Genomic DNA, 19,706 nt, shown 5'->3' with positions numbered 1-19,706 from the left:
AGCTCCTTCTACAGAAGGGAAAGAGTACGGTCGCCGGAATACCGTGTAACTCTGGAAAAAACTGATGAAATTGATAAGCTGGGTTTATGGAAACACTTCGTCGGCTCTTACCCTCCATCAACAGCCTCGTGGTTTATGAGGCCGCCGGGCGGCTGGAGAGTTTCAGCGCGGCAGCACGTGAACTCGGCATGACACAGGCGGCGGTGTCCTACGCGATCGGCAGGCTGGAGACGCATCTCGGCACGGCGCTTTTTCTGCGCGAGCACAGGCGGGTGCGCCTGACCGAGGCGGGGCAGCGCTTTTACGCGGATGTGTCGCTCGGCCTGTCCCACATCTACAGGTCGGCGCAGAACCTGCGGGCGGCTGCAACCGGACCGCATGTGACCCTGTCAGCTTCGACGGCCTTTGCCGCCTACTGGATGGTCCCGCGGCTGCACCAGTTGCATGAAGACCTGCCGCATATCGAACTGCGCATCCAGACGGCGGACCGAGATCTCGATCTTGTCGGCGAGGGCATTCCGCTCGGCATCCGCGCCGGTGTTCCGGCAAACTGGCCTCAGTACGAATGCGCGATTCTGGCGCCCGAAGAGATCTATCCGGTCTGCGGCGCGAGCTACTCGGGTCGTTTCGAGGATACCGCCGACATGGAGGAGTTGCTGTCGCATCCGCTCATCCATCTGGAGGAGCCCTTCCGCGCCTCGGTGACCTGGACGGACTGGTTCGTGTCGGCCGGCCTCACAGACCGCCGCGTACCGAAGGGATTGCAGATCAATGACTATGTCCTGGTGATTCAGTCGGTCATCGAGGGCCAGGGAATCGCGCTCGGGTGGGGGCATCTGACGGACGGACTTGTGGCAAAGGGCGTCCTGCGAAGACTGACCGGACACACGCTGCGCACCGGCAAGACCTACTATGTGACATGGCCGAAGGACATGCCCCTGTCGCCCGCCGCCCGGGACGTGCGCGACTGGCTGACCGACCAGCGCAACAGGCAGGTGGTCTGATCTTGGGATCCGGATCAATCTGCATCCGTGCAAGTGACTGACGGCGCAAGACTTCCTTTGGACGCACGATGGGCCTTTCGATCCGGCACTCATAAGCAGCCGGATTTTCGCTCCGCGTGTTCGAATTCCTGTTGTCAGCGTGAGAATGTTCAGCTACATCAACGATTGCGTTATGTAATAACATAACTAACCGACCAGATTCACACCCCCCGTTCAATAACCAGGAAAAGGCAGAAACATGCAAAAGGCGATCATGCACAAGGCGGTCACCACGTCCGTTGGCGCGTTGATGATAGGGTCAACGCTGCTGTTCGCGGCGCAGGTGCGGGCAGAAGGAGGCCAAATTGCCGATAAAGCGGTGGCGCATTCGCACGACCATGACAGCGCGCACGAGCAATCCGAGATTTACAAAGGATACTTCGACGACGAACAGGTCGAGGCGCGTGAGCTCTCTGACTGGGAGGGGGATTGGCAGTCTGTCTATCCACTTTTGATGAGTGGCACCCTGGACCCGGTCATGGAGCACAAGGCGGAGCATGGCGGCAAGAGCGCGCAAGAGTACCGTGCCTATTACGAAACAGGATACCGCACCGATGTCGACCGCATCACCATCAGCGGCGACCTCGTCACCTTCTACGCGGAAGGTGGGGCCGTCGCGGGGCACTACGCTGCCGACGGGTACGAGCTCCTGACATATGAAGCGGGCAATCGTGGCGTGCGCTACATCTTCGAAAAGACGGAAGGAGATGATGAGGCTCCTGGGTTCATTCAGTTCAGCGACCACCGCATCGCACCCGAAGGGGCGTCTCACTACCACCTCTATTGGGGCGACGAACGCGCCAACCTGCTGAAGGAAGTGACCAACTGGCCGACCTATTATCCCTCCTCGCTGAGCGGTGAGCAGATTGCCGGCGAGATGATGGCGCATTGATCCTGAGCTGAGCGCCGCATCGCTTGAAGGCCCGGACAGCCTCGAGCGATGCGGTATTCGGCGCCACTACTCAGCAGATCCGCCGCTTCGAGTGCTGATCCGGCCGCTGCGCTCCAATCGCGCTTCCTCGACGGAATCCAGCCCGGGCAACCCCGACTCCCGCGCGGATTCGTCGATATCGCCGACGCTCACGGCGGCTCCGCGCATCGCCTTGGCCTTGAGCCGTCCATGTTCCACCAAAGGGATGGGATGACCCTTGATGAGGTTCGAGAAACGGGAGAACCGGGCGGTGGCATGCCTCACGATCCAATACAGGATCGCAAGCACCATGGTCGCCGCGAGGGTGGGACCAAAGGGCGCGTTCCCGGTGATTGCCCGGCCCAGATTGGAACCTACGATAATTGCCAGAAAGATATCCAGTGCCGTCTGCTGACCAAAGGCGCGCCGGCCGAACAGCCTGATCAGGACGAGCCCGAACACAAAGACGAGCACGGCGCGGATGCTCATCTGCCACCAGGAAATTCCGCCGGGATCGCTGCCGATCAGATAGTGAAAGTCGTCAAGCCAGTCCATGTCTCGCCTAGCGTTTTCGGGGAATGATGCTGAGATTGCCGCCGATTTCGAGCACCGCGAATTCGACCTCGTCCAGCCTGCCGAGCCCGTGCTGCTGGCGTGCGCTCTCCAGGACGTCGTCCAGGCTGACGCGTGCCCGGCGCAAGGCAGCAAAGTCGGGTTCCCCGCGGCTGATGAGGACCGTAGGCACACCGTTCAGAAGGTAGGCGCTGCGCGGCGACAATTGCTTGATGTATGAGAACGCGATGTCGGAGCCGAACAGCGTCACGATGACGATGACGGCATTGGTAATCGAATAATCGAATCCGAGCAGGGCCTGTTGAGTGGTCTCGGCGACGATCAGGAGAAGCACGAAATCGAAGGGTGTGATCTGCGCCATGGTCCGGCGGCCCGATAGCCGCGTGACGACCAGAAGCACGACGTAAACCGCAAGGCCGCGCAATACCGATTCCATGATTTCCTCCTATGGCAGCACCATGGTGCGGACGGTCCGGGTCGCCGTGCCGATCGAAATCTCAAACGAGGTCAGACCGATCCGGGAGGCGATCAGGTCGATAGCGATTTCCTTTGAGCCCTTGCCGGCAAGAGCAAAGCGCAACCGCAGTCCCGTATCGGTCGCCTCGCTGTGGTCCGGCTGCGGATATATCTGCTTGATCGTGTAGTAGCGGGCGAAGTCGGAGCTCAGCAGAACGTCGACGGTCGGAGCGTCGGACACGATCAGCCTCATCTCGTCAGTTGCCTCACGGCGCGAGATCCGCGGCAGGACCACGGTCGCGTCACCGATCTCCACTTTCTGATTGCTGAAATAACCACCCCCGCCGGTGAAGCCGGCGAGCGCAATGAGCAGCAACACGATGAACCCGATCCAGGCGCTCCGCTGGATCGTCCAGAGCCGGTTCTGAAACGCGCGATCCTCGGCAAGCTGAAGGCCGTCGTCCCTGACCGGTGGTGGCTGGTCCTTGTTTGACATGATTGTCGATCAAACGCACGGGCACGGTTCCGGTTCCCTCAACCGGCAGGTCCTCCGTCAGCGCGCTCCAACGGGAAACGGGGAACCAATCGGCGCCACGGCTGTTGGACTGACATCAAGCTGCAACGCGAGGAACACCGACATGGCCGATATCAACGAGACCTTGAACCAGTGGCTGCGCGATGCCCACGCGATGGAAGAACAGGCGGAACAGGTGCTGAAAGCACAGGCGGACCGGATCGAGAACTTTCCCGAACTGAAGGCGCGCATTCAGCAGCACATCTCGGAAACCCAGTCGCAGCGCGAACGCCTTGAGGATTGCCTAAAGGCCCGCGGTACCAGCACGTCGGGTATGAAGGACGCTGCCGGCAAGTTTACCGCCGGTCTGCAGACCTTCAGCGGCATGTTCGTCTCCGATGAGGTCGTCAAGAGCGCACTGGCAAGCTACACGTTCGAGCATATGGAGATCGCAGCCTACAAGATCCTTGCAGCTGCCGCCCGGGTGGCCGGTGACGCAAAAACCGCCAAAGTGTGCGAGGACATACAGCGCGAAGAAGAAACCATGGCGGCGTGGCTTATCGAAAACCTCACTGAAGTCACGACAACCTATCTCCAGCGCGAGGCTGTCTGAAGCTGGCGCGAGCGAGCCTCATTCCGAGCGGCGAGTGTGCGAAGAGATGAGGCGAGCCACGCCACGTTTCGACACTTCGCCGGACACGGCGGTTTTTCATGGACAGCGCGCAGAGACGCTACATCTGCGCGGCCAGTCGTCCACACGCCTCCAGATCGCGGACGAACTGCCGGTACGCGCTTTCGCGGTTGTCGCGAATGCGCAGCAGGAATGAGGGATGCACCGTGACAAACACGGGAACCTCGCAGACGTCGTCCAGGACGCGGCCGCGCAAGTCGGAAATCCTGCCCGGTCGTCCCGCAACGCCGCGAAAAGCCGTCGCACCGAGCGCCACCGCCAGTTTCGGCCGGACCAGCCGCAGCTCCAGGCCCAGCCACCAGCGACACTGGTCGATCTCGCCGGCATTCGGCCTCTTGTGCAGACGGCGCTTGCCGCGCTGCTCATGCTTGAAATGCTTCACGCTATTGGTGAGGAAGATTTCCTCGCGCGATAGGCCCGCGTCGGCCATCGCCTTGTTGAGGATAGCCCCTGCCGGGCCGACGAACGGTTCGCCGGCAAGATCTTCCTTGTCGCCCGGCTGTTCGCCGATCAGCATCAGCCGCGCATTCCGTCGGCCGGCTCCTGGCACAGCCTGCGTGGCGTCGCGCCACAGTGGGCAGCGGCGGCATTCGGCTTCCGCTTCCGCCAGTTCCTTCAGGGAGCTTGCCTCCGACATGGGACTACGGCTCGTCCTTGTAAAGGTGCCGAACACCGCGCTTCTGGCGCTCGCGCTCGCTCCTCGTGAGCCGTCTGCGCCTGAAGATCGCGTAGATTATGGCGGCTGCGAGTGCCAGCGGCCCCAGCGCAACAGCCGCAAACCAGAGAATGTCGGATATAATCATCTTGGCCTCGCTGGTTGTTCAGCCCGAATTGGGGTGTTTAGGAAAACAACCGCTGGCGCGCGCATAGGTTCCTCGCCGGTGCCTTCGGACCGTCTTTTGCTGGACAACCTGTCTCACCGGCCTTGCACGCAGGCGGCCACCAATCCCACCGTTGCGCCGCTCCACAGAACTGCGATCAGCGACAGGATGGCGAGCAGGCGGGCAGTACGGCGGGTGGTCCTGTTCGCATCTTCGCCGGTCAGGAGCCCCATCACCCGCTCCCAACTCGCAATCCGGAACACGAACGCGCCAAGGATCAACACGGCTGCGGCCGTGATTGTCAGAACATAGACGTCGGCCACGCCGGCCAGCTCGCCGCGCAGGCACAGGAGCGTGTGCCCGCCATAAACGATGGTAAGGTGGCCGGCCCACACCAAGGGTCCGAACATCAGGAAAACCAGTGTTCCGGCGGTGGAAGGTTCGCGCCCGGATCGAAAGAAGTTGCCGTCCTTTGCCATCTATGCCGCGCCCCTTGGAAACCCGTGGATCAGAAGCAGCCCGAACAGAAGCTGGGCTGCGGCGTAGTAGTAGAGCACCGCGCAATTGTCGAAGCTGACCCGGCGGACCCGGTCCAGCCTGCCGGTCAGCATGCGCGCGATCGCAAAGCCGCTCATGATCAGGATCACGAAGGCGACTTGTCCGTTGAGAGCACTCTGCATGTAGACGAGGGCGCCATAGGCGTTTTCGGTCGGGCGCAACCCGGTCTGCCAATGGCCGTAAACCTCAAGAACCACGGCTCCCGCCAGCGCAAGGGCGCCAACGCAATTGAGCAGGGGTGCCGTTGCACCGCCCGTGCCGGGCTCCGGCAGCAGTCTTCCTGCGGCTTTCATGGCCGCTGCGCCGCCACACGCAAGAACGGCTCCGGCCACCGGCCAGAAGAGCGGCGGCAGGGATGGTGAGCCCTGCGGCGCCCAGATGTCCGGGGAGACGACCCACAGGTAGAGATAGGAAAAGATGAAGGCGACATAGAGAGAGCCTGCCACGAAGACCAGCACCACCATCGCCCACCAGGAATGTGAAGAGGGGCCGCTGGCATAGGTTGGCACGGTCAGTCCCCCGCCGATCTCCACCGACCCCTTGGATGGCCCGGGGTCGAGCCCCCAGACCCACACCAGGCATGCGGCAACGGCGATCACGCCGCAGACAATGGCGGGCACGACGATCTTGACGGTCAGAAGCAGGAAGAACGCCGCGGTGAACACGGCGGCGACGAGGTGTTCCCATCCGGGACCGGGCATCTGGATGATGTATTGCGGTCTCGCCTCGATCGCCGAGGTGACGATCGTTTCCCGCCCGCCTGTCGGCGCATTGGGCAGGAAGTGCTGGCCTGAACGCACCTGGCGCGGCAGGTCCGGCTGGTCCCACAGCGGCTCGCGGCTGGTGATAAGGGGAATGCTGCGCGTCGAATAGACGTCGTTCGGAAGCCATTCGAGCGTTCCCGCGTTCCACGGATTGTCCGGCGCATCGGCCGGGCGGCGCAGGCTTCGCGCGACATCGACGACGAAGACCGCGACACCGGCCGCAAGCACATAGGCGCCGATCGTGGAGACCATGTTGAGCCAGTCCCAGCCGACCCCCTCCGGATAGGTCCACACGCGGCGCGGCATGCCTTTCAGCCCGGTAAGGTGCATGGGGAAAAAGGAGATGTTGAAGCCGGCGAACATCAGCCAGAACACCCATCGCCCGGCTCTCTCGGACAGCAGCCTGCCGGTCGCCATCGGCATCCAGTAGTAGAAGGTGGCAAAGAGCGGAAAGACCATGCCGCCGATCAGCACGTAGTGAAAATGGGCGACGACGAAGTAGGAATCGTGCACCTGAAAATCGAGCGGAACGATGGCCACCATCACGCCGGTCAGCCCGCCGATAGTGAAAATCGCCAGAAAACCGAGCACGAAGAGTGATGGTGTCGTGATGCGGAAACGTCCCTTGCTGGCCGCCATGGTGGCGATCCAGGAAAACACCTGGATGCCGGAGGGAACCGCGACCGCCATGCTGGCCGCCGAGAAGAAGGCCAGGCTCAGCGACGGGATGCCTGTGGTGAACATGTGGTGCACCCACAGGCCGAAGGAAAAGAAGCCGGTGCCGACCAGCGCCACGACGATCAGCCTGTAGCCGATCAGCGGGCGCTGTGCCATCGCCGGGACGATCATCGACACAAGGCCGGCGGCGGGAAGGAAAATGATGTAGACCTCGGGATGGCCGAAGAACCAGAAGAGATGCTGCCACAGAAGCGGGTCGCCGCCCTTTGCGGCGGTGAAGAACGGCCAGCCGAAGGAGCGCTCGATCTCGAGCAGCATGGTGCCGAGAATGACCGCCGGAAAGGCGAACATGATCATCGCCGCGAAGATCAGCATCGACCAGGCGAAGATCGGCATCTTGGTCAGCGACATGCCGGGCGGGCGCGTGCGCAGCGTGCCGACCACGATCTCGATCGCCCCGGCAATGGCGGAGATTTCGATGAAACCGATTCCGAGCAGCCAGAAATCGGCATTGTCGCCGGGAGAGAACTCCTTGAGCGTCAGCGGCGTGTACATGAACCAGCCGCCCTTGGGCGCGAGGTCGTAGAAGATGGTGGAAAAGAACACCAGCCCGCCCACAACATAGGCCCAGATGGCGAATGCGCTGAGGCGGGGGAAGGGAAGGTCGCGGGCGGCAAGCATCTGTGGCAGGAGCATCACGCCCAGGGCCTCCACGGCCGGCACGGCGAACAGGAACATCATCGTCGTGCCGTGCACCGTGAACATCTGGTTGTAGAGGTCCTGGCCGATGAAATCGTTCTCCGGCACCGCGAGCTGCGTGCGCATCAGCAGCGCCAGCCCGCCGGCCAGAAGGAACATCAGGAAGGCGGTGCCGATGTAAAGGAGGCCGATCACCGTGTTGTTCACGGCGGTGACGAGCTTGAAGCCGCCGGGCGTTGCCCAGATACGGCGAAGCTCTTCCACCTCCGCTTCGGAGCGGGGCTCGGGATTGGGAAGCGTGTCTTCCGTCCGGCTCATGTCAGTCCAGCCCCTCCAGATAGATTGCGATTGCCGAAAGCTCGTCGCGCTCCAGGTTCCGGTAACCGGGCATGAGGTTGTCCGGCTTGATGCGCTGGTTGTTCCGGATCCAGTTCGCGAAGGCTTCCGCGTCATTGGCCAGCGTGGCTGCGCCAAGCGAGTGGCGACCGCCGACATGCGTCAGGTCCGGGCCGATCGTGCCTTTCGCTTGCGTTCCGCGGATCGCGTGGCAACCACCGCAGCCGTTTTCCATGAACAGTGTCTTGCCCTCGCGGGCCTCGGCACCGCCGGGCTCTTGGGCCGGCGCGGCCTCCGCCGCCAGCCAGTCCTCGTAGGCGTCCGGCGGCATCGCCACCACGTAGAACGACATCAGTGCATGGGCGCCGCCGCAATATTCCGCGCATTGGCCGCGGCTGATGCCGGGCTCGTCCGCCTCGATCGTCAGCGTGTTTGTGCGGCCCGGGATCATGTCTAGCTTGCCGGCCAGCTGCGGCACCCAGAAGCTGTGGATCACGTCCTCGGTCTCGAGCCTGAGCGCGACCGGCCTGTCGATCGGTATCCTGAGTTCGTTGGCGCTGACGACACGCTGCCCGTCTTCAGTGGTATAGACGACCTTCCACCACCATTGTTTGCCGATCACGGTTATGCCCGGCCCCTCGGCGCGCGAGGCGCGCGAAGCACCGATGTTCATGATGATGAGGCCGTAGGCGAGCAGGCCCGAGAGGACCAGCACCGGCAGGACGATGCCGCCGCCGATGATCGGCCATTCGCGCCCGAGCCGGCTGCGCCAGCCGTCGGACCCCCACAGCGCGACGGCGATCGCCGCCAGCACGAGCAGCGTAATGGCGACACTCAACCAGGTGACGACCATAAACAGGAGCTCCACGTCGGCCGCTTCCCGGCCGGTCGGCTGGAGGGCCGACTGGATACCGCCACAGCCGCTGGCGAGCGACGCTGAACCGAGCGTGAGTGCCTTCCGTGCGAGACCGGTCATTGGCCGCCTCCCGCTGCCGGGGTGGTAGCGGTGGAGGCAAAGTAGGCGGCGGCAGCGTCCATCTGCTCACGGTTCAGCCGGCGTGCAACGGTCGCCATCACTGCGCCATAGGCCGTCTGGTCGCGCACGCCCGCCTTGAACAGGGACAACTGGCGGGTGATATAGGTGCGCGACAGGCCGTTCAGCCTGGGGAACTTGTCGGAGGCATTTGTCCCGTGGCAAGACAGGCAGGCCGGTATTGCGTTCTGCGGGTCGCCGGATGTTGCGATCCGTTGTCCCAGAGCGATGTTGCCATCCACCGCAGGAGCGTCCTGTGGCGCACGGGACTCCCCGGCAAAGGTATTAGCGAGCTTTTGGATCGCCGCATCATCCAGTTTCGCCGCTATCGGTTCCATCATCCCGCTCTGGCGTGTGCCGGACCGGTACTCCGTCAACGCACGCTGGAGATAGGTGGCACTCTGGCCCGACAGAGAAGGCACCATGGGCGCCACCGGCGGCCGGTTTTTCCCGCCGTGGCACGAATTGCACGAGGAAAGTTCGCTCGAAGGGACTTCTTTGACGGCGCCGGCATATTGGGAATATTCCCGCAGTCCCATATCCGGCAATTGATGCAGGAAGGCGACCAGCGGCCAGACTTCGTCTTTCCTGCCGTGCCCGGGCCAGGAGGGCATGCCGGTGTATTTCAGTCCGTTCTCGATGATCCAGGCCAGTTCCCCAGGCGTGAATTTGTCCACCGCGCGCGTCAGGTCGGGAGGGGTTGGATACATCGATTGCATCACGACGCTCGCAGGCGTGCCGGGGGCGCCGTGACATGGCGCACAGCCGAGATCGAAATGCCGGGCGCCCAGCCGGGCGAGGTTCTGGTCCTTCAGGTCGACCGGTACCTCGTCGTCGCTGTGGAACGAGATCGAGCGGTGAAGTGTGATCTGGATCAGCTTCTCCGTGATTTGAAAATGCTTGACCGCGGCCGAGACGTTGTAGAGCCCGGACATGGCAAAGACGAGAGCAACAATGCCGATCAGGAAGGCCCCGAGAAGGCCGGCGACGGCCAGCCAGAGGAAACCATTCTGCGGGGTCAGTCGACGCGGAAGATTCACCGTTACCGCTCCGGTCGTTCTGATGCCGGTTCACGGCGGCTTGTCCCGGTCTGACCGCCTGTTCGGGTCGTTCGGCCGGGCGCACTGCACCGCGCGACCTGCCTGGCCGGCAGCCCGATATGGGTTGCCGGATCAGTCATGATCACCGTGAACGGATACCGGGCGCCATCCGCCGGCAATCTCGTCCACCACCATCCAGCGGCGGACTATGAGGATGCTGCCGAGCACATAGGTTACGGGACAGGCGATGATCATCAGGAGCCCGGCCATCTGCTGGTCCGCGAGAACGCCGGCAATAGATCCCAGGGGCGCTTGGGCGGACGCATAGAGGGGCCGGGGGGCGAAGACGAGCAGAATTCCCAGAAGACAGAAGAACTTGCCCGTGAGGAGCAGTGCCGCGAGTGACCGCCACGGAGCCCGGTCCATCTCCTGGAACACCGCTCCCCAGAACAGCAATGCCGAAAGAAACAAGGAGGCATGCATGGCAGCGGCGAGCGCCGGATGGGAGGCGGCTGACCGCATGGCCTCCGGCATGTGCCAGCCCCACATGAGCGCAAGCTGCAGACCGGCTGCCGCGACAACGCCGTAGGAGAGTGCCGCGGTCCGTCTGCGCACCACGGGCCACAGCCACACCGCAAGAGGCGCGACGACGTTCATCGCAAGAATATGCGTGGTCATTTGTATTGAGAGCGCTCCACTCATGGACGTTGAACCACGGAGGCGCCCTTAAGTTCCCTCTGATGAAGCCTGCGACGCCGGATTTTTTGACTGGCCGCCGGCATCCGGGGCCGGGAACCAAATCTCCGCCCTCGGCTTTTAACGGCATCACCGCGTTCCTTTTTCCAACGATGTCGGAAGCCATGGATATAAGTCCAGCCGCGAATACCGTTCCGTTCCTGACAGATCTTCAGGATGATCCGCAGCTTGTGCATGTGTGCGATACCGATGCCGGGATCGTCCGGCGCAGGGCGGGCAGGGGCTTCACCTACAAGCGGCCCGACGGCTCGCGGGTGAAGGATCCTGAAGTACTCAAACGCATCCGTTCCCTGGCGATACCGCCGGCCTGGACGGATGTCTGGATCTGTCCGCTCGCCAACGGGCATATCCAGGCAACCGGACGTGACCAGCGCGGACGGAAACAGTACCGCTATCATCCGGATTGGACTGCCTTTCGCGACGCGGTCAAGTTCGCCAGCCTGGTCGACTTTGCCGAGCGCCTGCCGGCGCTGCGTGCGCGCGTCGACACGGATCTCTCCCGCCCGGGCCTCCCGCGGGAGAAGGTGTTGGCGGTGGTCGTGCGGCTCCTCGACAAGACCCTGATCCGCGTCGGCAACGACAGCTACCGGCGGGAGAACCGGAGTTTCGGGCTGACCACGCTCCGTTCGCAACACGTGGCCACGAGCAGTTCGTCTGTCCGCTTTGCCTTCCGGGGCAAGTCCGGCCGTGAGTGGAAGCTGAAACTCGTGGACCGCCGCATCGCCCGGATCATCGCCACGATCGAGGATCTGCCGGGGCAGCACCTGTTTCAGTATGTCGACGGCAAGACCCGTGTTCCCATCCACTCCCATGACGTGAACGATTACATTCGCGAGGCCGCCGGAGAGGAGTTCACCTCCAAACACTTCCGCACCTGGGCAGCGACATCGCTGGCGACCGTTCTGCTGGCCGACGCCGAGTGCCCGTCGGCAAAGCGCAGGCGGACCATCGCGGCCAATCGGATAATCGACCGTGTTGCGCAGGAGTTGCGGAACACGCGGACGGTCTGCCGAAAGGGCTACATACACCCGGCAGTCCTGGACGCCTGGGAAGCGGGGACCCTGGGCGACGAAATCAACGAACTTCGCCGCCGCTACCGCAAGCCCTTGAGCGGGCTGGACAAGGAGGAGTCGCTGGTTCTGCGGTGGTTGAGGGCAACAATCCGGCCGGAAGGTTAGCCGTCATTGAGGTCAATACCCTGCCAAAAAAGGAACCGGCCTTGGGGGCCGGTTCCTTGCGGCTTTGCACCGCGTCCTCGCGAACGGACAGGGGGAGGATGGGGAGGAGAGGGGTGTCCGTTGGCGGGAATTCCTGATGTGCGCTGCCCGGGCGGGCTAGTCCTTCGAGTCGTGTTTCGGCTTGCCCTTGCGTTTGGTCGAGGCAAGTTCCTCGAGTTCCTTCTTCGACATCGACTCTTCCATGCTCTTCGATGCGCCTTGCAGTTCGCTTTTCTTTTTCTCGCCGCGTTTTGCGGCAAGCGCTGCGCCGGCTGCCATCTGCTGGGACTTTGATTTGGCTGGCATGATGTTTTCCTCACTCTCGACTGTGGCCGCGCGACGGGGCGGTGCTACGCCCGCTGCCCGCGCGCCGGTTCCTCGATCTGCAAATTGTTCTGGGTGTGGCGGACGCCGCTCACCATGTCGGCACAGTCCTCTGCGCGCCGCTTCTCGAAGCGGTCGGTGACCGAGCCGCTCAGCGTGACTTCGCCATCCTTGACGGACACTTCAATTTCACTTGCGTCGACACCGCCGTCTTCCATGAGGCGGTCGTTCACGTCCTCGAGGATACGATTGTCCGAACGGGCATAGCCCTTCGGCCCCTTGCCGCGATGCCTGTCCCGCCAGCGGCGGCGTTCGGCGTCATCGTCGCCGAACCAGGAGGAAACCTCGTCGGCCGCTCGGTCTACCAAACCGCGTCCTTCGCGGTCACGGAAGTCCTGGTCCCGGTAGTCTGGATCCCGATACCCCCGGTCCCGGTATTCGCTCTCTTCAAAATAGCGATCTCCGGCGAATGCGGAGGGCAGCGGCCATGCGTAGAGCCAGTAGGGCATGGATTGCATGTAGTGGCGGCCCCACGGATCGCGGTAATCGGGTCCGTATTCGCGTTTCGGGCCGCCATAGGGATCGCGGTCCCACCAGCGATCTTCGGTCGGCCAGTCGCGCCGGCGATCATCGCCGTATCCCGAAGAGACCCGTTCCCACCATTCCGGATATTCCTGACGCTGTCTTGGGCGTGCCATCGGCTGCTCCCTGAATTGGTTCGTTTGCTGTTCCAACGATTGATGTGCCGATTTTGTTCGCGGCACAGGCGAAAAAATTGTTTCCGGCTTTCAGGCGCGTTTCAGCCTTTTTGCAGCGAGCCGACGGTAAAGGCGTCGTCATGTTCCACGCTCGAAGCGGGGCTGTCCTCGCCAAGTTCCTCGAGCAGTTTCCAGCGGGCCCGGTTGAGGCGGCTTTTCACGGTGCCTATGGCGCATCCGAGGATTACGGCGGCATCTTCATAGCTCACGCCCATCACGCCGATAAGAACAAGAACCTCACGCTGCAGGGGGGACAGCCGGTGCAGGGCGCGAGACAGTTCCTTGCCCTTCATCGACCATTCCTGCGTGGAATCCACCGCCACTCTCAGTGAAGCGCAGTCGGCGCTTGCCGGCGTTTCCCGCTTCTGCACCCTGATCTTGGTGTAGAAGGTGTTGCGCATGATGGTGAAGAGCCACGACTTCATGTTTGTGCCGGGCGTAAACTGGTGGATTCTCGCAATCGCTTTGGTCAGTGTCTCCTGGACGAGGTCGTCGGCGTCGTTGGTGTCGTAGTAGAAGGTGCGCGCAAAAGCGCGCAACGCCGGGATCAACTCGACGATTTCGTCGTTGGGCCGGTAGATGGTTTGCTGGTGGCGAGCATGTCTGTCGTCCACACGGGGAAGAGGTGCCATGCAGTCCTCCCGGACAATTTTGTGTTGAGGTTGATTTTTCTCTGTTGCACAACGCTTCAATGCGGCGCCGGCGATTGAGTTCCCACATTAAAAGGGCGTCGAGAGATAAATTTTCCCCGGGCGATTACCGCCGGATACCGCATCGCTGCTTCGCCCATCGTGAGTTTTACCAGCCTCGTCGGCCCGCTTCCCTCACCGCCACCGGCCGGCGGGTCTGAAGGCGGGAAAGCCAGGGGGCACGGCGCGCTGATGGAGCCGCCCGGCTCCACCCGTCATGGAACGAATTACCGCTTTTCTCCGTTCGCTTGAAAACGGAGGTTTTCCATGAATGTCAGAGATGAGACGGCCGCCGCCGCGCACGCCATCGCCACATGGCTGGCGGGCAAGACCATGAACGGGTGAGGCAGATATGGCCACGCGTCCCGTATGGAAAGGTCAGCTGCGGCTTTCGCTGGTGGCTATCCCCGTCGAAATGTATTCGGCCACCGAGCGGAGCGCCCAGATTTCGTTCCGCCAGATTCACAAACCCACCGGCAAGCGCGTGCGCTATCAGAAGGTGGTGCCCGGCGTCGGGCCGGTGGAAAGCGAGGATATCTGGAAGGGATACGAGCTCGACAAAGACGAATATGTGCTGATCAATCCCGACGAGATCGAGGAAATCAAGCTGGAATCGAAAAAGACGTTTGAGCTCGTTCAGTTTGTCGACGTGACCGAAATCCCGCCCATCTATTTCGACAAGCCCTATTTCCTCAGCCCGCGCGACGAACTGGCGGAAGACGCCTTCCGCGTGGTGCGCGATGCGCTCAAGGAAACCGGCAAGGCCGGCATCGGCCAACTCGCCATGCGCGGACAGGAGCACCTGGCGGCCGTTCGGCCCTGCGGCACGGGCCTGCTTCTGGAGACGCTCCATTATGAAAACGAGATCCGCAAGACGGACCCCTTCTTTGCATCCATTTCCGACAAGAAAGCTGAGAAGGATCTGCTTTCGGTCGCCAAGGAGCTCATCGAACGCAAAACGGCACCCTTCGACGCCGCGGCCTTCAAGGACCGCTATTCGGAGGCAATCCATGCCCTGGTCGAGGAAAAGATCGGCAAGCGCAAGAAAGGCACCACCCGCGTGAAGACCGACAAGGAAGCCGAGGGAGCCGGAAACGTCGTGGACCTGATGGCGGCGCTGCAAAAGAGCGTCAAGTCGTCTGGCGGCAAATCCAGGTCGAAGTCGTCGGCAAGCAGCAAGTCGGGCAGCCGAAAGAAGAGCGCATAAAGACCGATGGCCAGCGGCTCCAAAAAGGCATCGACCAAGGCGAAGGAGAACCGCGCGGAAGGCGGCCGGTCCTCGAAGGCTGCGCGCAAGCTGCCCAAGTGGCGCGAGCCGCAGCTTGCCACGCTGGTTGACACGGCGCCGGAGGGCGGGCAGTGGCTGTCCGAGATGAAATATGACGGCTACCGCGCACTGATCGCCATCGGCGACGGCACCGCCCGGGTCTACACGCGCGGCGGGAAGGACTGGACGGATCGGTTCGCTCAAATCGCCGCCGCGGCAGCAGAGTTGCCCACCAGCGGTACGCTCATGGACGGAGAGATCGTCGCCTTCAATTCCAATGGCAGAACCGATTTCTCGTCACTTCAAAAATCGCTTTCCTCCGGAGGCGACATGTCGTGCTTCGTCTTCGACCTTCTCGAAGAGGACGGCAAGGACCTGGCCGGCGAGCCGCTGACGGAGCGCAAGCGCCGCCTGAAAAAGCTGCTGAAAAGCAAGAATGGTCCTCTTCTGTATTCAGAGCACGTCGAGGGGGACGCGGACAAGGTACTGCAGGAACTCTGCTCCGCCGGCCACGAGGGCATCATCGCCAAGCGTGACGACCGCTACCGCTCCGGGCGCGGAAAAAGCTGGTTGAAGGTGAAATGTTCGAAGCGGCAGGAACTCGTCATCGGCGGCTACAGCCTTTCCGACAAGCCGGCCCGGCCCTTCGCCTCGCTCCTGCTCGGGGCGTATGAAGGCGACGAATTGATCTACCGCGGACGCGTCGGCACGGGCTTCGATGAAGATACGATGGACAAGTTGGCGAAGTTGTTAGAAAGGCGCGCCCGCAAGACCTCGCCCTTTGCCGAGGTGCCGGCCAATATCGCGCGTTCGGTGCGCTATGTGACGCCCGATCTGGTCGCCGAGATCGAATTCACCGAATTTACGGCCGGCGGCAGCGTCCGTCATGGGGTCTACAAGGGCCTGCGAGAGGACAAGGAGGCGAAAAACGTGGTGCTGGAGAAGCCGCGCGGCGGCTGACAACAGCCCTCATCTCAAGCTGCGCGGAGGAGCTTTCGGAACCAGACGGCTCCCGACGCTGTTTAAGGAAGAAGACAAAGTGCGTACCGGCACATCATGATGAGAGGGAAGCAAGGGAACGATGAATCTTCAAGTTGTGACCTGGGTCGTCGGGCTCGTGGCGGCCCTGCTCACCGTCGCTGCCCTTCACGCCACCAGCCTCGTATCCTCCACCCTCGCTCTCGCATTTTTCATCACCATGGCGGTGTGGCCCGTTGATGCGCTGTTTCGCCAGCGCCTGCCCCACGGGTTACGCTGGCTCGGCCATCTCGCCGCAGTGATCGTGATCCTGATCGTGTTTTCCATCTTTATCGGTGGCTTGCTCCTGGCCGCGCGTCAGATCACCATCAAGCTGCCCGACTATGAAGATGCCATTGCCGCCTACGCGACCAGGTTGTCGAATTGGATCGATTTTTCGAACCTGATGAAGGACGGCGGGGAAGAGGCGCTGTCTGCCCGGCTCATCGACCCGGTGCTCAGCCTCGTCACGCTCACTCTCCAGTCGGCCACCACGCTCGCAGGAATTCTCTCGCTGATCCTCTTTCTCGTGGTGTTGATGCTGGTCGAAACGCCGGCGCTCTCGGCCAAGCTGCAGTCCGCATCCGGGTACGCCAACGGCAAGGAATATCGCGACGCGATTTTCTCCATCGCGGGGCGCGTGCGCTGGTATCTTGTCGTCCGCACGGTGATCGGCGTGGCCACGGGTGCGCTTTATGCCCTGTGGAGCTGGATGTGGGATCTCGACTTCGTGCTCGTATGGGGACTGCTCGCGGTCCTTCTGAACTATGTGCCCACCGTCGGCTCTCTGGTAGCAGGGCTATTGCCCGCAGCCTTCGCCTTCCTGCAACTGCCTCCCTGGTGGGCGTCGATCTACGGGATCGGACTCCTGGTGATCGAGCAGATCATGGGCAACTACATCGATCCCAAGTTTCAGGGGCGGGAGTTGTCGCTGTCTCCGCTCGTCGTGCTGATCGCGCTAATGTTCTGGACCTGGGTGTGGGGCATGGCCGGCGCCCTTGTGGCGGTACCCATGTCGCTGGTGATGATGATTTTTTGCGCAAAGATCCCGGCCCTGCAGCCCCTGGCTCTGTTCCTGTCCGACTGTAGGGATTTTGACGCACTCAAGAAGGCGACCAGCACTTGAGGCTGCTACCCCGGACATGCAACTGCCACTTTCAGGATTGAATGCCGGGGTAGCGGTCTTTCTTGAGAAGATCGGCCAGGTGAACCGCGTTGGAGGCCGCCGTCTCGATTGTCGAGCGGACCGGGTCGGGGATCTTGTCGAGATCCTTGTAGTCTGTGGCCTGCATGGCCTCGCCCACCCAGTAACAGCCGCCGCCGGCCGGAATGGTGAAGCCGACGTCGTTGAGAGCCTGGAAGCAGGCGGCATGGCAGTGATGTGCGCCGTCCTCGTTGCCGACGACCGCCACGAGAGCCACCTTGCCGGTGGCGGGCATGCGGCCACGGTCGTCCGTTTCGCCGAGAAAGGCATCGAGCCGTTCGAGCACCCGCTGGGCGACGCTGGACGGATGTCCGAGCCAGATGGGTGTGCCGAGCACGAAGATGTCCGCGTCGACGATCTTGCCGCGCAGCCGCGGCCAGTCATCGCCGTCGCCCATATCCGAGAGCACACCCGGCTTCAGGTTTTCATCAACCGCACGCACGACCTCCGATTTGACGCCGAACCTGGCAAGCGCCGAAAGCAGGTCGTCCAGCATCTTGTCGGTTGACGAGCGCTCGTTGTCGGAAGCGGATTTGAGCGAGCAGTTCAATGCGAATGCGGAAAGCGCCTGGGCCATGATGTTTCCTTTCGTCTGCCGGACCTCAAGCGGCGAACGGCGATTTTGGAAGAAGGTTCCGGCACGTGCCGGATTTCCGTTGCCGCGGGGAACTGCCAGCGATGGTATCGGCCCTTATTCGCGCCGCTCAGAACCTGACCACCTGATGCGGACCGACATATTCGATCTTCAGGCCACTCTCACGCGCGCTGCAAATCAGAAGGTTGAGGCTGGCAAGCTCCGTGATCATCAGCTTTCCGGCATCGGAAGCCAAAGGCGGTTCGGTTCTCCTGCGGACCCAATCGCACGCCTTGGCCGATAAGAGCTTGACCTGCCATCTGGCATTGTCGAGCGCAACCACGCGGAAATCCGGCCACCAGAGGGTTTCAGCTTGCTCATCCGAGACGGCCGGTTCATGAACCTTCGCAGCCCCTTTTATCATCTTTCTCCTCCTCCCAACGGGCCTGGCCCGCATTTTCAAACTCTCCGGTGTGCGTTCCGTTTCGGTGGGGCAGACGGTAAAACCGCCGGTGCCGGGCCGAAACGAAACTCCTCAGGCGCACGCGGCAAAGAGTTCGAGAAATACCGGCTAGCCGCAAATGACCTGACTGTCGTTGACTGTGGTCAATGCACCGGCCTTCTATTGGTGCAAGTTCTCGCCTTTGGGATCCCGAGCCCGCTTTCCACGGATCGATGGGAGCGGCAGCGGAATAAGGTGACGTTTTGTCATGAAGGCCATGGTACTCAACGCGCCGCGAACGCGTTTGGTTCTCCAAGAGCGCCCGGATCCGGTTCCAGGCGCCGGTCAAATCTGCGTCCGGGTCGAAGCCTGTGCCGTTTGCCGGACGGACCTGCATGTGGTCGATGGCGACCTGCCCGACACCAGGCTGCCGGTCATTCCCGGCCACGAAATCGTCGGCCGCGTTGTGGCGCGGGGCGAAGGCGTATCGACACTCGACTTGGATCAGCGCGTCGGCATCCCGTGGCTGGGCCACACTTGCGGTCATTGCGAATACTGCGCCGGCGGACGTGAAAATCTTTGCGATAAACCCTTGTTTACCGGCTATACGCGCGATGGCGGCTTTGCGACCCATGTGATAGCGGATGCGGAATTCGCATTTCCCTTGGACGGTTTTGACGATCCGGTGGCCGCCGCGCCGCTGATGTGCGCGGGTCTTATCGGCTGGCGCTCGTTGAAGATGGCGGGCGACGGCGGGCGGATCGGGCTTTACGGCTTCGGCGCGGCCGCGCATATTCTGATCCAGATACTGACCTGGCAGGGACGTGCGGTTTATGCCTTTACCCGCAAGGGCGATGAGGCGGCCCAGAGCCATGCCCGCTCGCTCGGCGCCGTTTGGGCAGGAGCATCCGAGGACAGCCCGCCCGACGAACTCGACGCCGCAATCCTGTTCGCGCCTGTGGGTGACCTGGTTCCCCTGGCGCTGAAGGCGGTGAAGAAAGGCGGCCGCGTCGTCTGCGGCGGCATCCACATGAGCGACATTCCCTCCTTTCCCTACCGCATTCTGTGGGAGGAGCGACAGGTCGTCTCGGTAGCCAACCTGACGCGCGCCGATGCGGCCGAGTTCCTGAAGATCGCACCGCGCGCCCGTGTGAAGACGGTGACTACGCCCTATTTACTGGAAAGAGCCAACGAGGCGCTGGACGACCTGCGGGAGGGACGCTTTCAAGGGGCCGCAGTCCTGGTTCCCTGACGCGCACCGGAGGACTGTAAGCGCCGTCTGCGGATGCATCAGGATCAGACGGCTTCCAGGCGGAACCACGCGACGGTGGAAGGATTATCC

Annotated in this window: 23 protein-coding genes; 8 read left to right on the top strand and 15 right to left on the bottom strand. The window is 62.4% G+C overall.

All coding sequences use genetic code 11. The annotated features are described in order from the left end of the window. Positions 1-86 precede the first annotated feature (86 nt). Both ON753_RS03950 and ON753_RS03945 read left to right on the top strand, forming a co-directional pair. A complete protein-coding gene (locus ON753_RS03950; protein WP_265961256.1) occupies positions 87-1,004 on the top strand; it encodes a LysR substrate-binding domain-containing protein in 918 nt (305 codons plus the stop codon). A 253-nt stretch (positions 1,005-1,257) separates the two neighbouring features. After that, entirely contained in the window at positions 1,258-1,935 is a 678-nt protein-coding gene (locus ON753_RS03945; protein WP_265961348.1) for a ZinT family metal-binding protein, read from the top strand. A gap of 66 nt (positions 1,936-2,001) precedes the next feature. Here the strand turns inward: ON753_RS03945 and ON753_RS03940 are convergent, their stop codons facing one another. The 3 genes from ON753_RS03940 to ON753_RS03930 are packed head-to-tail and all read right to left on the bottom strand — an operon-like array spanning position 2,002 to position 3,478. Beyond that, on the bottom strand, positions 2,002-2,508 hold the full coding sequence (locus tag ON753_RS03940) for a DUF421 domain-containing protein (RefSeq protein ID WP_265961255.1): 507 nt from the start codon (positions 2,506-2,508) through the stop codon (positions 2,002-2,004). Between the two features lie 7 nt (positions 2,509-2,515). Continuing rightward, a complete protein-coding gene (locus ON753_RS03935; RefSeq protein WP_265961254.1) occupies positions 2,516-2,962 on the bottom strand; it encodes a DUF421 domain-containing protein in 447 nt (148 codons plus the stop codon). A gap of 9 nt (positions 2,963-2,971) precedes the next feature. Then, positions 2,972-3,478 (bottom strand): hypothetical protein, encoded by a 507-nt coding sequence (locus ON753_RS03930; RefSeq protein ID WP_265961253.1) that lies wholly within the window; start codon positions 3,476-3,478, stop codon positions 2,972-2,974. A gap of 142 nt (positions 3,479-3,620) precedes the next feature. On the opposite strand from ON753_RS03930, the gene ON753_RS03925 reads away from it, so the two are divergent. Beyond that, positions 3,621-4,109 (top strand): ferritin-like domain-containing protein, encoded by a 489-nt coding sequence (locus ON753_RS03925; RefSeq protein ID WP_265961252.1) that lies wholly within the window; start codon positions 3,621-3,623, stop codon positions 4,107-4,109. Between the two features lie 118 nt (positions 4,110-4,227). On the opposite strand, the gene ON753_RS03920 is transcribed toward ON753_RS03925, so the two are convergent. The 7 genes from ON753_RS03920 to ON753_RS03890 form a co-directional block, all read right to left on the bottom strand. Then, positions 4,228-4,824, bottom strand: a complete 597-nt coding sequence (locus tag ON753_RS03920) for a UdgX family uracil-DNA binding protein (RefSeq protein WP_265961251.1) — start codon at positions 4,822-4,824, stop codon at positions 4,228-4,230. 4 nt (positions 4,825-4,828) lie between these two features. After that, complete coding sequence (locus ON753_RS03915; RefSeq protein ID WP_265961250.1) at positions 4,829-4,990, bottom strand: hypothetical protein; 162 nt, start codon at positions 4,988-4,990, stop codon at positions 4,829-4,831. A 113-nt stretch (positions 4,991-5,103) separates the two neighbouring features. After that, a complete protein-coding gene (locus ON753_RS03910) occupies positions 5,104-5,487 on the bottom strand; it encodes a hypothetical protein (RefSeq protein WP_265961249.1) in 384 nt (127 codons plus the stop codon). Beyond that, positions 5,488-8,025, bottom strand: a complete 2,538-nt coding sequence (gene ctaD, locus ON753_RS03905; RefSeq protein ID WP_265961248.1) for a cytochrome c oxidase subunit I — start codon at positions 8,023-8,025, stop codon at positions 5,488-5,490. A 1-nt stretch (position 8,026) separates the two neighbouring features. Then, positions 8,027-9,019, bottom strand: a complete 993-nt coding sequence (coxB, locus tag ON753_RS03900; protein WP_265961247.1) for a cytochrome c oxidase subunit II — start codon at positions 9,017-9,019, stop codon at positions 8,027-8,029. Continuing rightward, on the bottom strand, positions 9,016-10,116 hold the full coding sequence (locus tag ON753_RS03895; RefSeq protein ID WP_265961246.1) for a c-type cytochrome: 1,101 nt from the start codon (positions 10,114-10,116) through the stop codon (positions 9,016-9,018). Before ON753_RS03895 ends, coxB begins: the two co-directional genes overlap by 4 nt. 132 nt (positions 10,117-10,248) lie before the next feature. Next, positions 10,249-10,794 carry a cytochrome c oxidase assembly protein gene (locus ON753_RS03890; RefSeq protein ID WP_265961245.1) on the bottom strand — a complete coding sequence of 182 codons (546 nt, stop codon included), beginning with the start codon at positions 10,792-10,794 and terminating at the stop codon, positions 10,249-10,251. Positions 10,795-10,976: 182 nt separating this feature from the next. On the opposite strand from ON753_RS03890, the gene ON753_RS03885 reads away from it, so the two are divergent. Continuing rightward, positions 10,977-12,050: a DNA topoisomerase IB gene (locus ON753_RS03885; RefSeq protein ID WP_265961244.1), complete on the top strand. Its 1,074-nt coding sequence runs from the start codon at positions 10,977-10,979 to the stop codon at positions 12,048-12,050. A 156-nt stretch (positions 12,051-12,206) separates the two neighbouring features. On the opposite strand, the gene ON753_RS03880 is transcribed toward ON753_RS03885, so the two are convergent. From ON753_RS03880 to ON753_RS03870, 3 genes are all read right to left on the bottom strand, one after another. Continuing rightward, positions 12,207-12,395, bottom strand: coding sequence for a DUF3008 family protein (locus tag ON753_RS03880; RefSeq protein ID WP_265961243.1), 189 nt, complete (start codon positions 12,393-12,395; stop codon positions 12,207-12,209). A gap of 44 nt (positions 12,396-12,439) precedes the next feature. Next, on the bottom strand, positions 12,440-13,111 hold the full coding sequence (locus ON753_RS03875) for a BON domain-containing protein (RefSeq protein WP_265961242.1): 672 nt from the start codon (positions 13,109-13,111) through the stop codon (positions 12,440-12,442). A 101-nt stretch (positions 13,112-13,212) separates the two neighbouring features. Beyond that, positions 13,213-13,803 carry a sigma-70 family RNA polymerase sigma factor gene (locus tag ON753_RS03870; protein WP_265961241.1) on the bottom strand — a complete coding sequence of 197 codons (591 nt, stop codon included), beginning with the start codon at positions 13,801-13,803 and terminating at the stop codon, positions 13,213-13,215. A 409-nt stretch (positions 13,804-14,212) separates the two neighbouring features. Here ON753_RS03870 and ku point away from each other — a divergent pair, with 409 nt between their 5' ends. The 3 genes from ku to ON753_RS03855 all read left to right on the top strand — a co-directional run bounded on the left by ku (position 14,213) and on the right by ON753_RS03855 (position 17,270). After that, positions 14,213-15,067 (top strand): non-homologous end joining protein Ku, encoded by an 855-nt coding sequence (gene ku / locus ON753_RS03865; protein ID WP_265961240.1) that lies wholly within the window; start codon positions 14,213-14,215, stop codon positions 15,065-15,067. Positions 15,068-15,073: 6 nt separating this feature from the next. Further along, entirely contained in the window at positions 15,074-16,087 is a 1,014-nt protein-coding gene (gene ligD / locus ON753_RS03860) for a non-homologous end-joining DNA ligase (RefSeq protein WP_265961239.1), read from the top strand. Positions 16,088-16,208: 121 nt separating this feature from the next. Further along, the gene (locus ON753_RS03855; RefSeq protein WP_265961238.1) at positions 16,209-17,270 is read left to right on the top strand and encodes an AI-2E family transporter; all 1,062 of its coding nucleotides are present in this window, start codon (positions 16,209-16,211) and stop codon (positions 17,268-17,270) included. Positions 17,271-17,301: 31 nt separating this feature from the next. On the opposite strand, the gene ON753_RS03850 is transcribed toward ON753_RS03855, so the two are convergent. Both ON753_RS03850 and ON753_RS03845 read right to left on the bottom strand, forming a co-directional pair. Further along, on the bottom strand, positions 17,302-17,925 hold the full coding sequence (locus ON753_RS03850) for a flavodoxin family protein (protein WP_265961237.1): 624 nt from the start codon (positions 17,923-17,925) through the stop codon (positions 17,302-17,304). Positions 17,926-18,052: 127 nt separating this feature from the next. Beyond that, the gene (locus ON753_RS03845) at positions 18,053-18,346 is read right to left on the bottom strand and encodes a hypothetical protein (protein WP_265961236.1); all 294 of its coding nucleotides are present in this window, start codon (positions 18,344-18,346) and stop codon (positions 18,053-18,055) included. 286 nt (positions 18,347-18,632) lie between these two features. Here ON753_RS03845 and ON753_RS03840 point away from each other — a divergent pair, with 286 nt between their 5' ends. Next, the gene (locus tag ON753_RS03840; protein WP_265961235.1) at positions 18,633-19,616 is read left to right on the top strand and encodes a zinc-dependent alcohol dehydrogenase family protein; all 984 of its coding nucleotides are present in this window, start codon (positions 18,633-18,635) and stop codon (positions 19,614-19,616) included. Positions 19,617-19,706 lie beyond the last annotated feature (90 nt).

Source organism: Roseibium salinum (genome assembly GCF_026240905.1).
Lineage (GTDB): Bacteria > Pseudomonadota > Alphaproteobacteria > Rhizobiales > Stappiaceae > Roseibium > Roseibium salinum.
The sequence above is the reverse complement of the archived record's forward strand: the minus strand, read 5'-3'. Positions and strand labels throughout refer to the sequence as shown.

Excerpts from the sequence above, each read along its gene's own strand:
- ON753_RS03890 (WP_265961245.1), bottom strand. The coding sequence starts at position 10,794 with ATGACCACGCATATTCTTGCGATGAACGTCGTCGCGCCTCTTGCGGTG.
- ligD (WP_265961239.1), top strand. The coding sequence starts at position 15,074 with ATGGCCAGCGGCTCCAAAAAGGCATCGACCAAGGCGAAGGAGAACCGC.
- ON753_RS03940 (WP_265961255.1), bottom strand. The coding sequence starts at position 2,508 with ATGGACTGGCTTGACGACTTTCACTATCTGATCGGCAGCGATCCCGGC.
- ON753_RS03880 (WP_265961243.1), bottom strand. The coding sequence starts at position 12,395 with ATGCCAGCCAAATCAAAGTCCCAGCAGATGGCAGCCGGCGCAGCGCTT.
- ON753_RS03950 (WP_265961256.1), top strand. The coding sequence starts at position 87 with ATGGAAACACTTCGTCGGCTCTTACCCTCCATCAACAGCCTCGTGGTT.
- ON753_RS03855 (WP_265961238.1), top strand. The coding sequence starts at position 16,209 with ATGAATCTTCAAGTTGTGACCTGGGTCGTCGGGCTCGTGGCGGCCCTG.
- ON753_RS03885 (WP_265961244.1), top strand. The coding sequence starts at position 10,977 with ATGGATATAAGTCCAGCCGCGAATACCGTTCCGTTCCTGACAGATCTT.
- ctaD (WP_265961248.1), bottom strand. The coding sequence starts at position 8,025 with ATGAGCCGGACGGAAGACACGCTTCCCAATCCCGAGCCCCGCTCCGAA.
- ku (WP_265961240.1), top strand. The coding sequence starts at position 14,213 with ATGGCCACGCGTCCCGTATGGAAAGGTCAGCTGCGGCTTTCGCTGGTG.
- ON753_RS03930 (WP_265961253.1), bottom strand. The coding sequence starts at position 3,478 with ATGTCAAACAAGGACCAGCCACCACCGGTCAGGGACGACGGCCTTCAG.
- ON753_RS03875 (WP_265961242.1), bottom strand. The coding sequence starts at position 13,111 with ATGGCACGCCCAAGACAGCGTCAGGAATATCCGGAATGGTGGGAACGG.
- ON753_RS03925 (WP_265961252.1), top strand. The coding sequence starts at position 3,621 with ATGGCCGATATCAACGAGACCTTGAACCAGTGGCTGCGCGATGCCCAC.
- ON753_RS03920 (WP_265961251.1), bottom strand. The coding sequence starts at position 4,824 with ATGTCGGAGGCAAGCTCCCTGAAGGAACTGGCGGAAGCGGAAGCCGAA.
- ON753_RS03910 (WP_265961249.1), bottom strand. The coding sequence starts at position 5,487 with ATGGCAAAGGACGGCAACTTCTTTCGATCCGGGCGCGAACCTTCCACC.
- ON753_RS03935 (WP_265961254.1), bottom strand. The coding sequence starts at position 2,962 with ATGGAATCGGTATTGCGCGGCCTTGCGGTTTACGTCGTGCTTCTGGTC.
- ON753_RS03915 (WP_265961250.1), bottom strand. The coding sequence starts at position 4,990 with ATGATTATATCCGACATTCTCTGGTTTGCGGCTGTTGCGCTGGGGCCG.
- ON753_RS03945 (WP_265961348.1), top strand. The coding sequence starts at position 1,258 with ATGCACAAGGCGGTCACCACGTCCGTTGGCGCGTTGATGATAGGGTCA.
- ON753_RS03845 (WP_265961236.1), bottom strand. The coding sequence starts at position 18,346 with ATGATAAAAGGGGCTGCGAAGGTTCATGAACCGGCCGTCTCGGATGAG.
- ON753_RS03850 (WP_265961237.1), bottom strand. The coding sequence starts at position 17,925 with ATGGCCCAGGCGCTTTCCGCATTCGCATTGAACTGCTCGCTCAAATCC.
- ON753_RS03840 (WP_265961235.1), top strand. The coding sequence starts at position 18,633 with ATGAAGGCCATGGTACTCAACGCGCCGCGAACGCGTTTGGTTCTCCAA.
- ON753_RS03870 (WP_265961241.1), bottom strand. The coding sequence starts at position 13,803 with ATGGCACCTCTTCCCCGTGTGGACGACAGACATGCTCGCCACCAGCAA.
- coxB (WP_265961247.1), bottom strand. The coding sequence starts at position 9,019 with ATGACCGGTCTCGCACGGAAGGCACTCACGCTCGGTTCAGCGTCGCTC.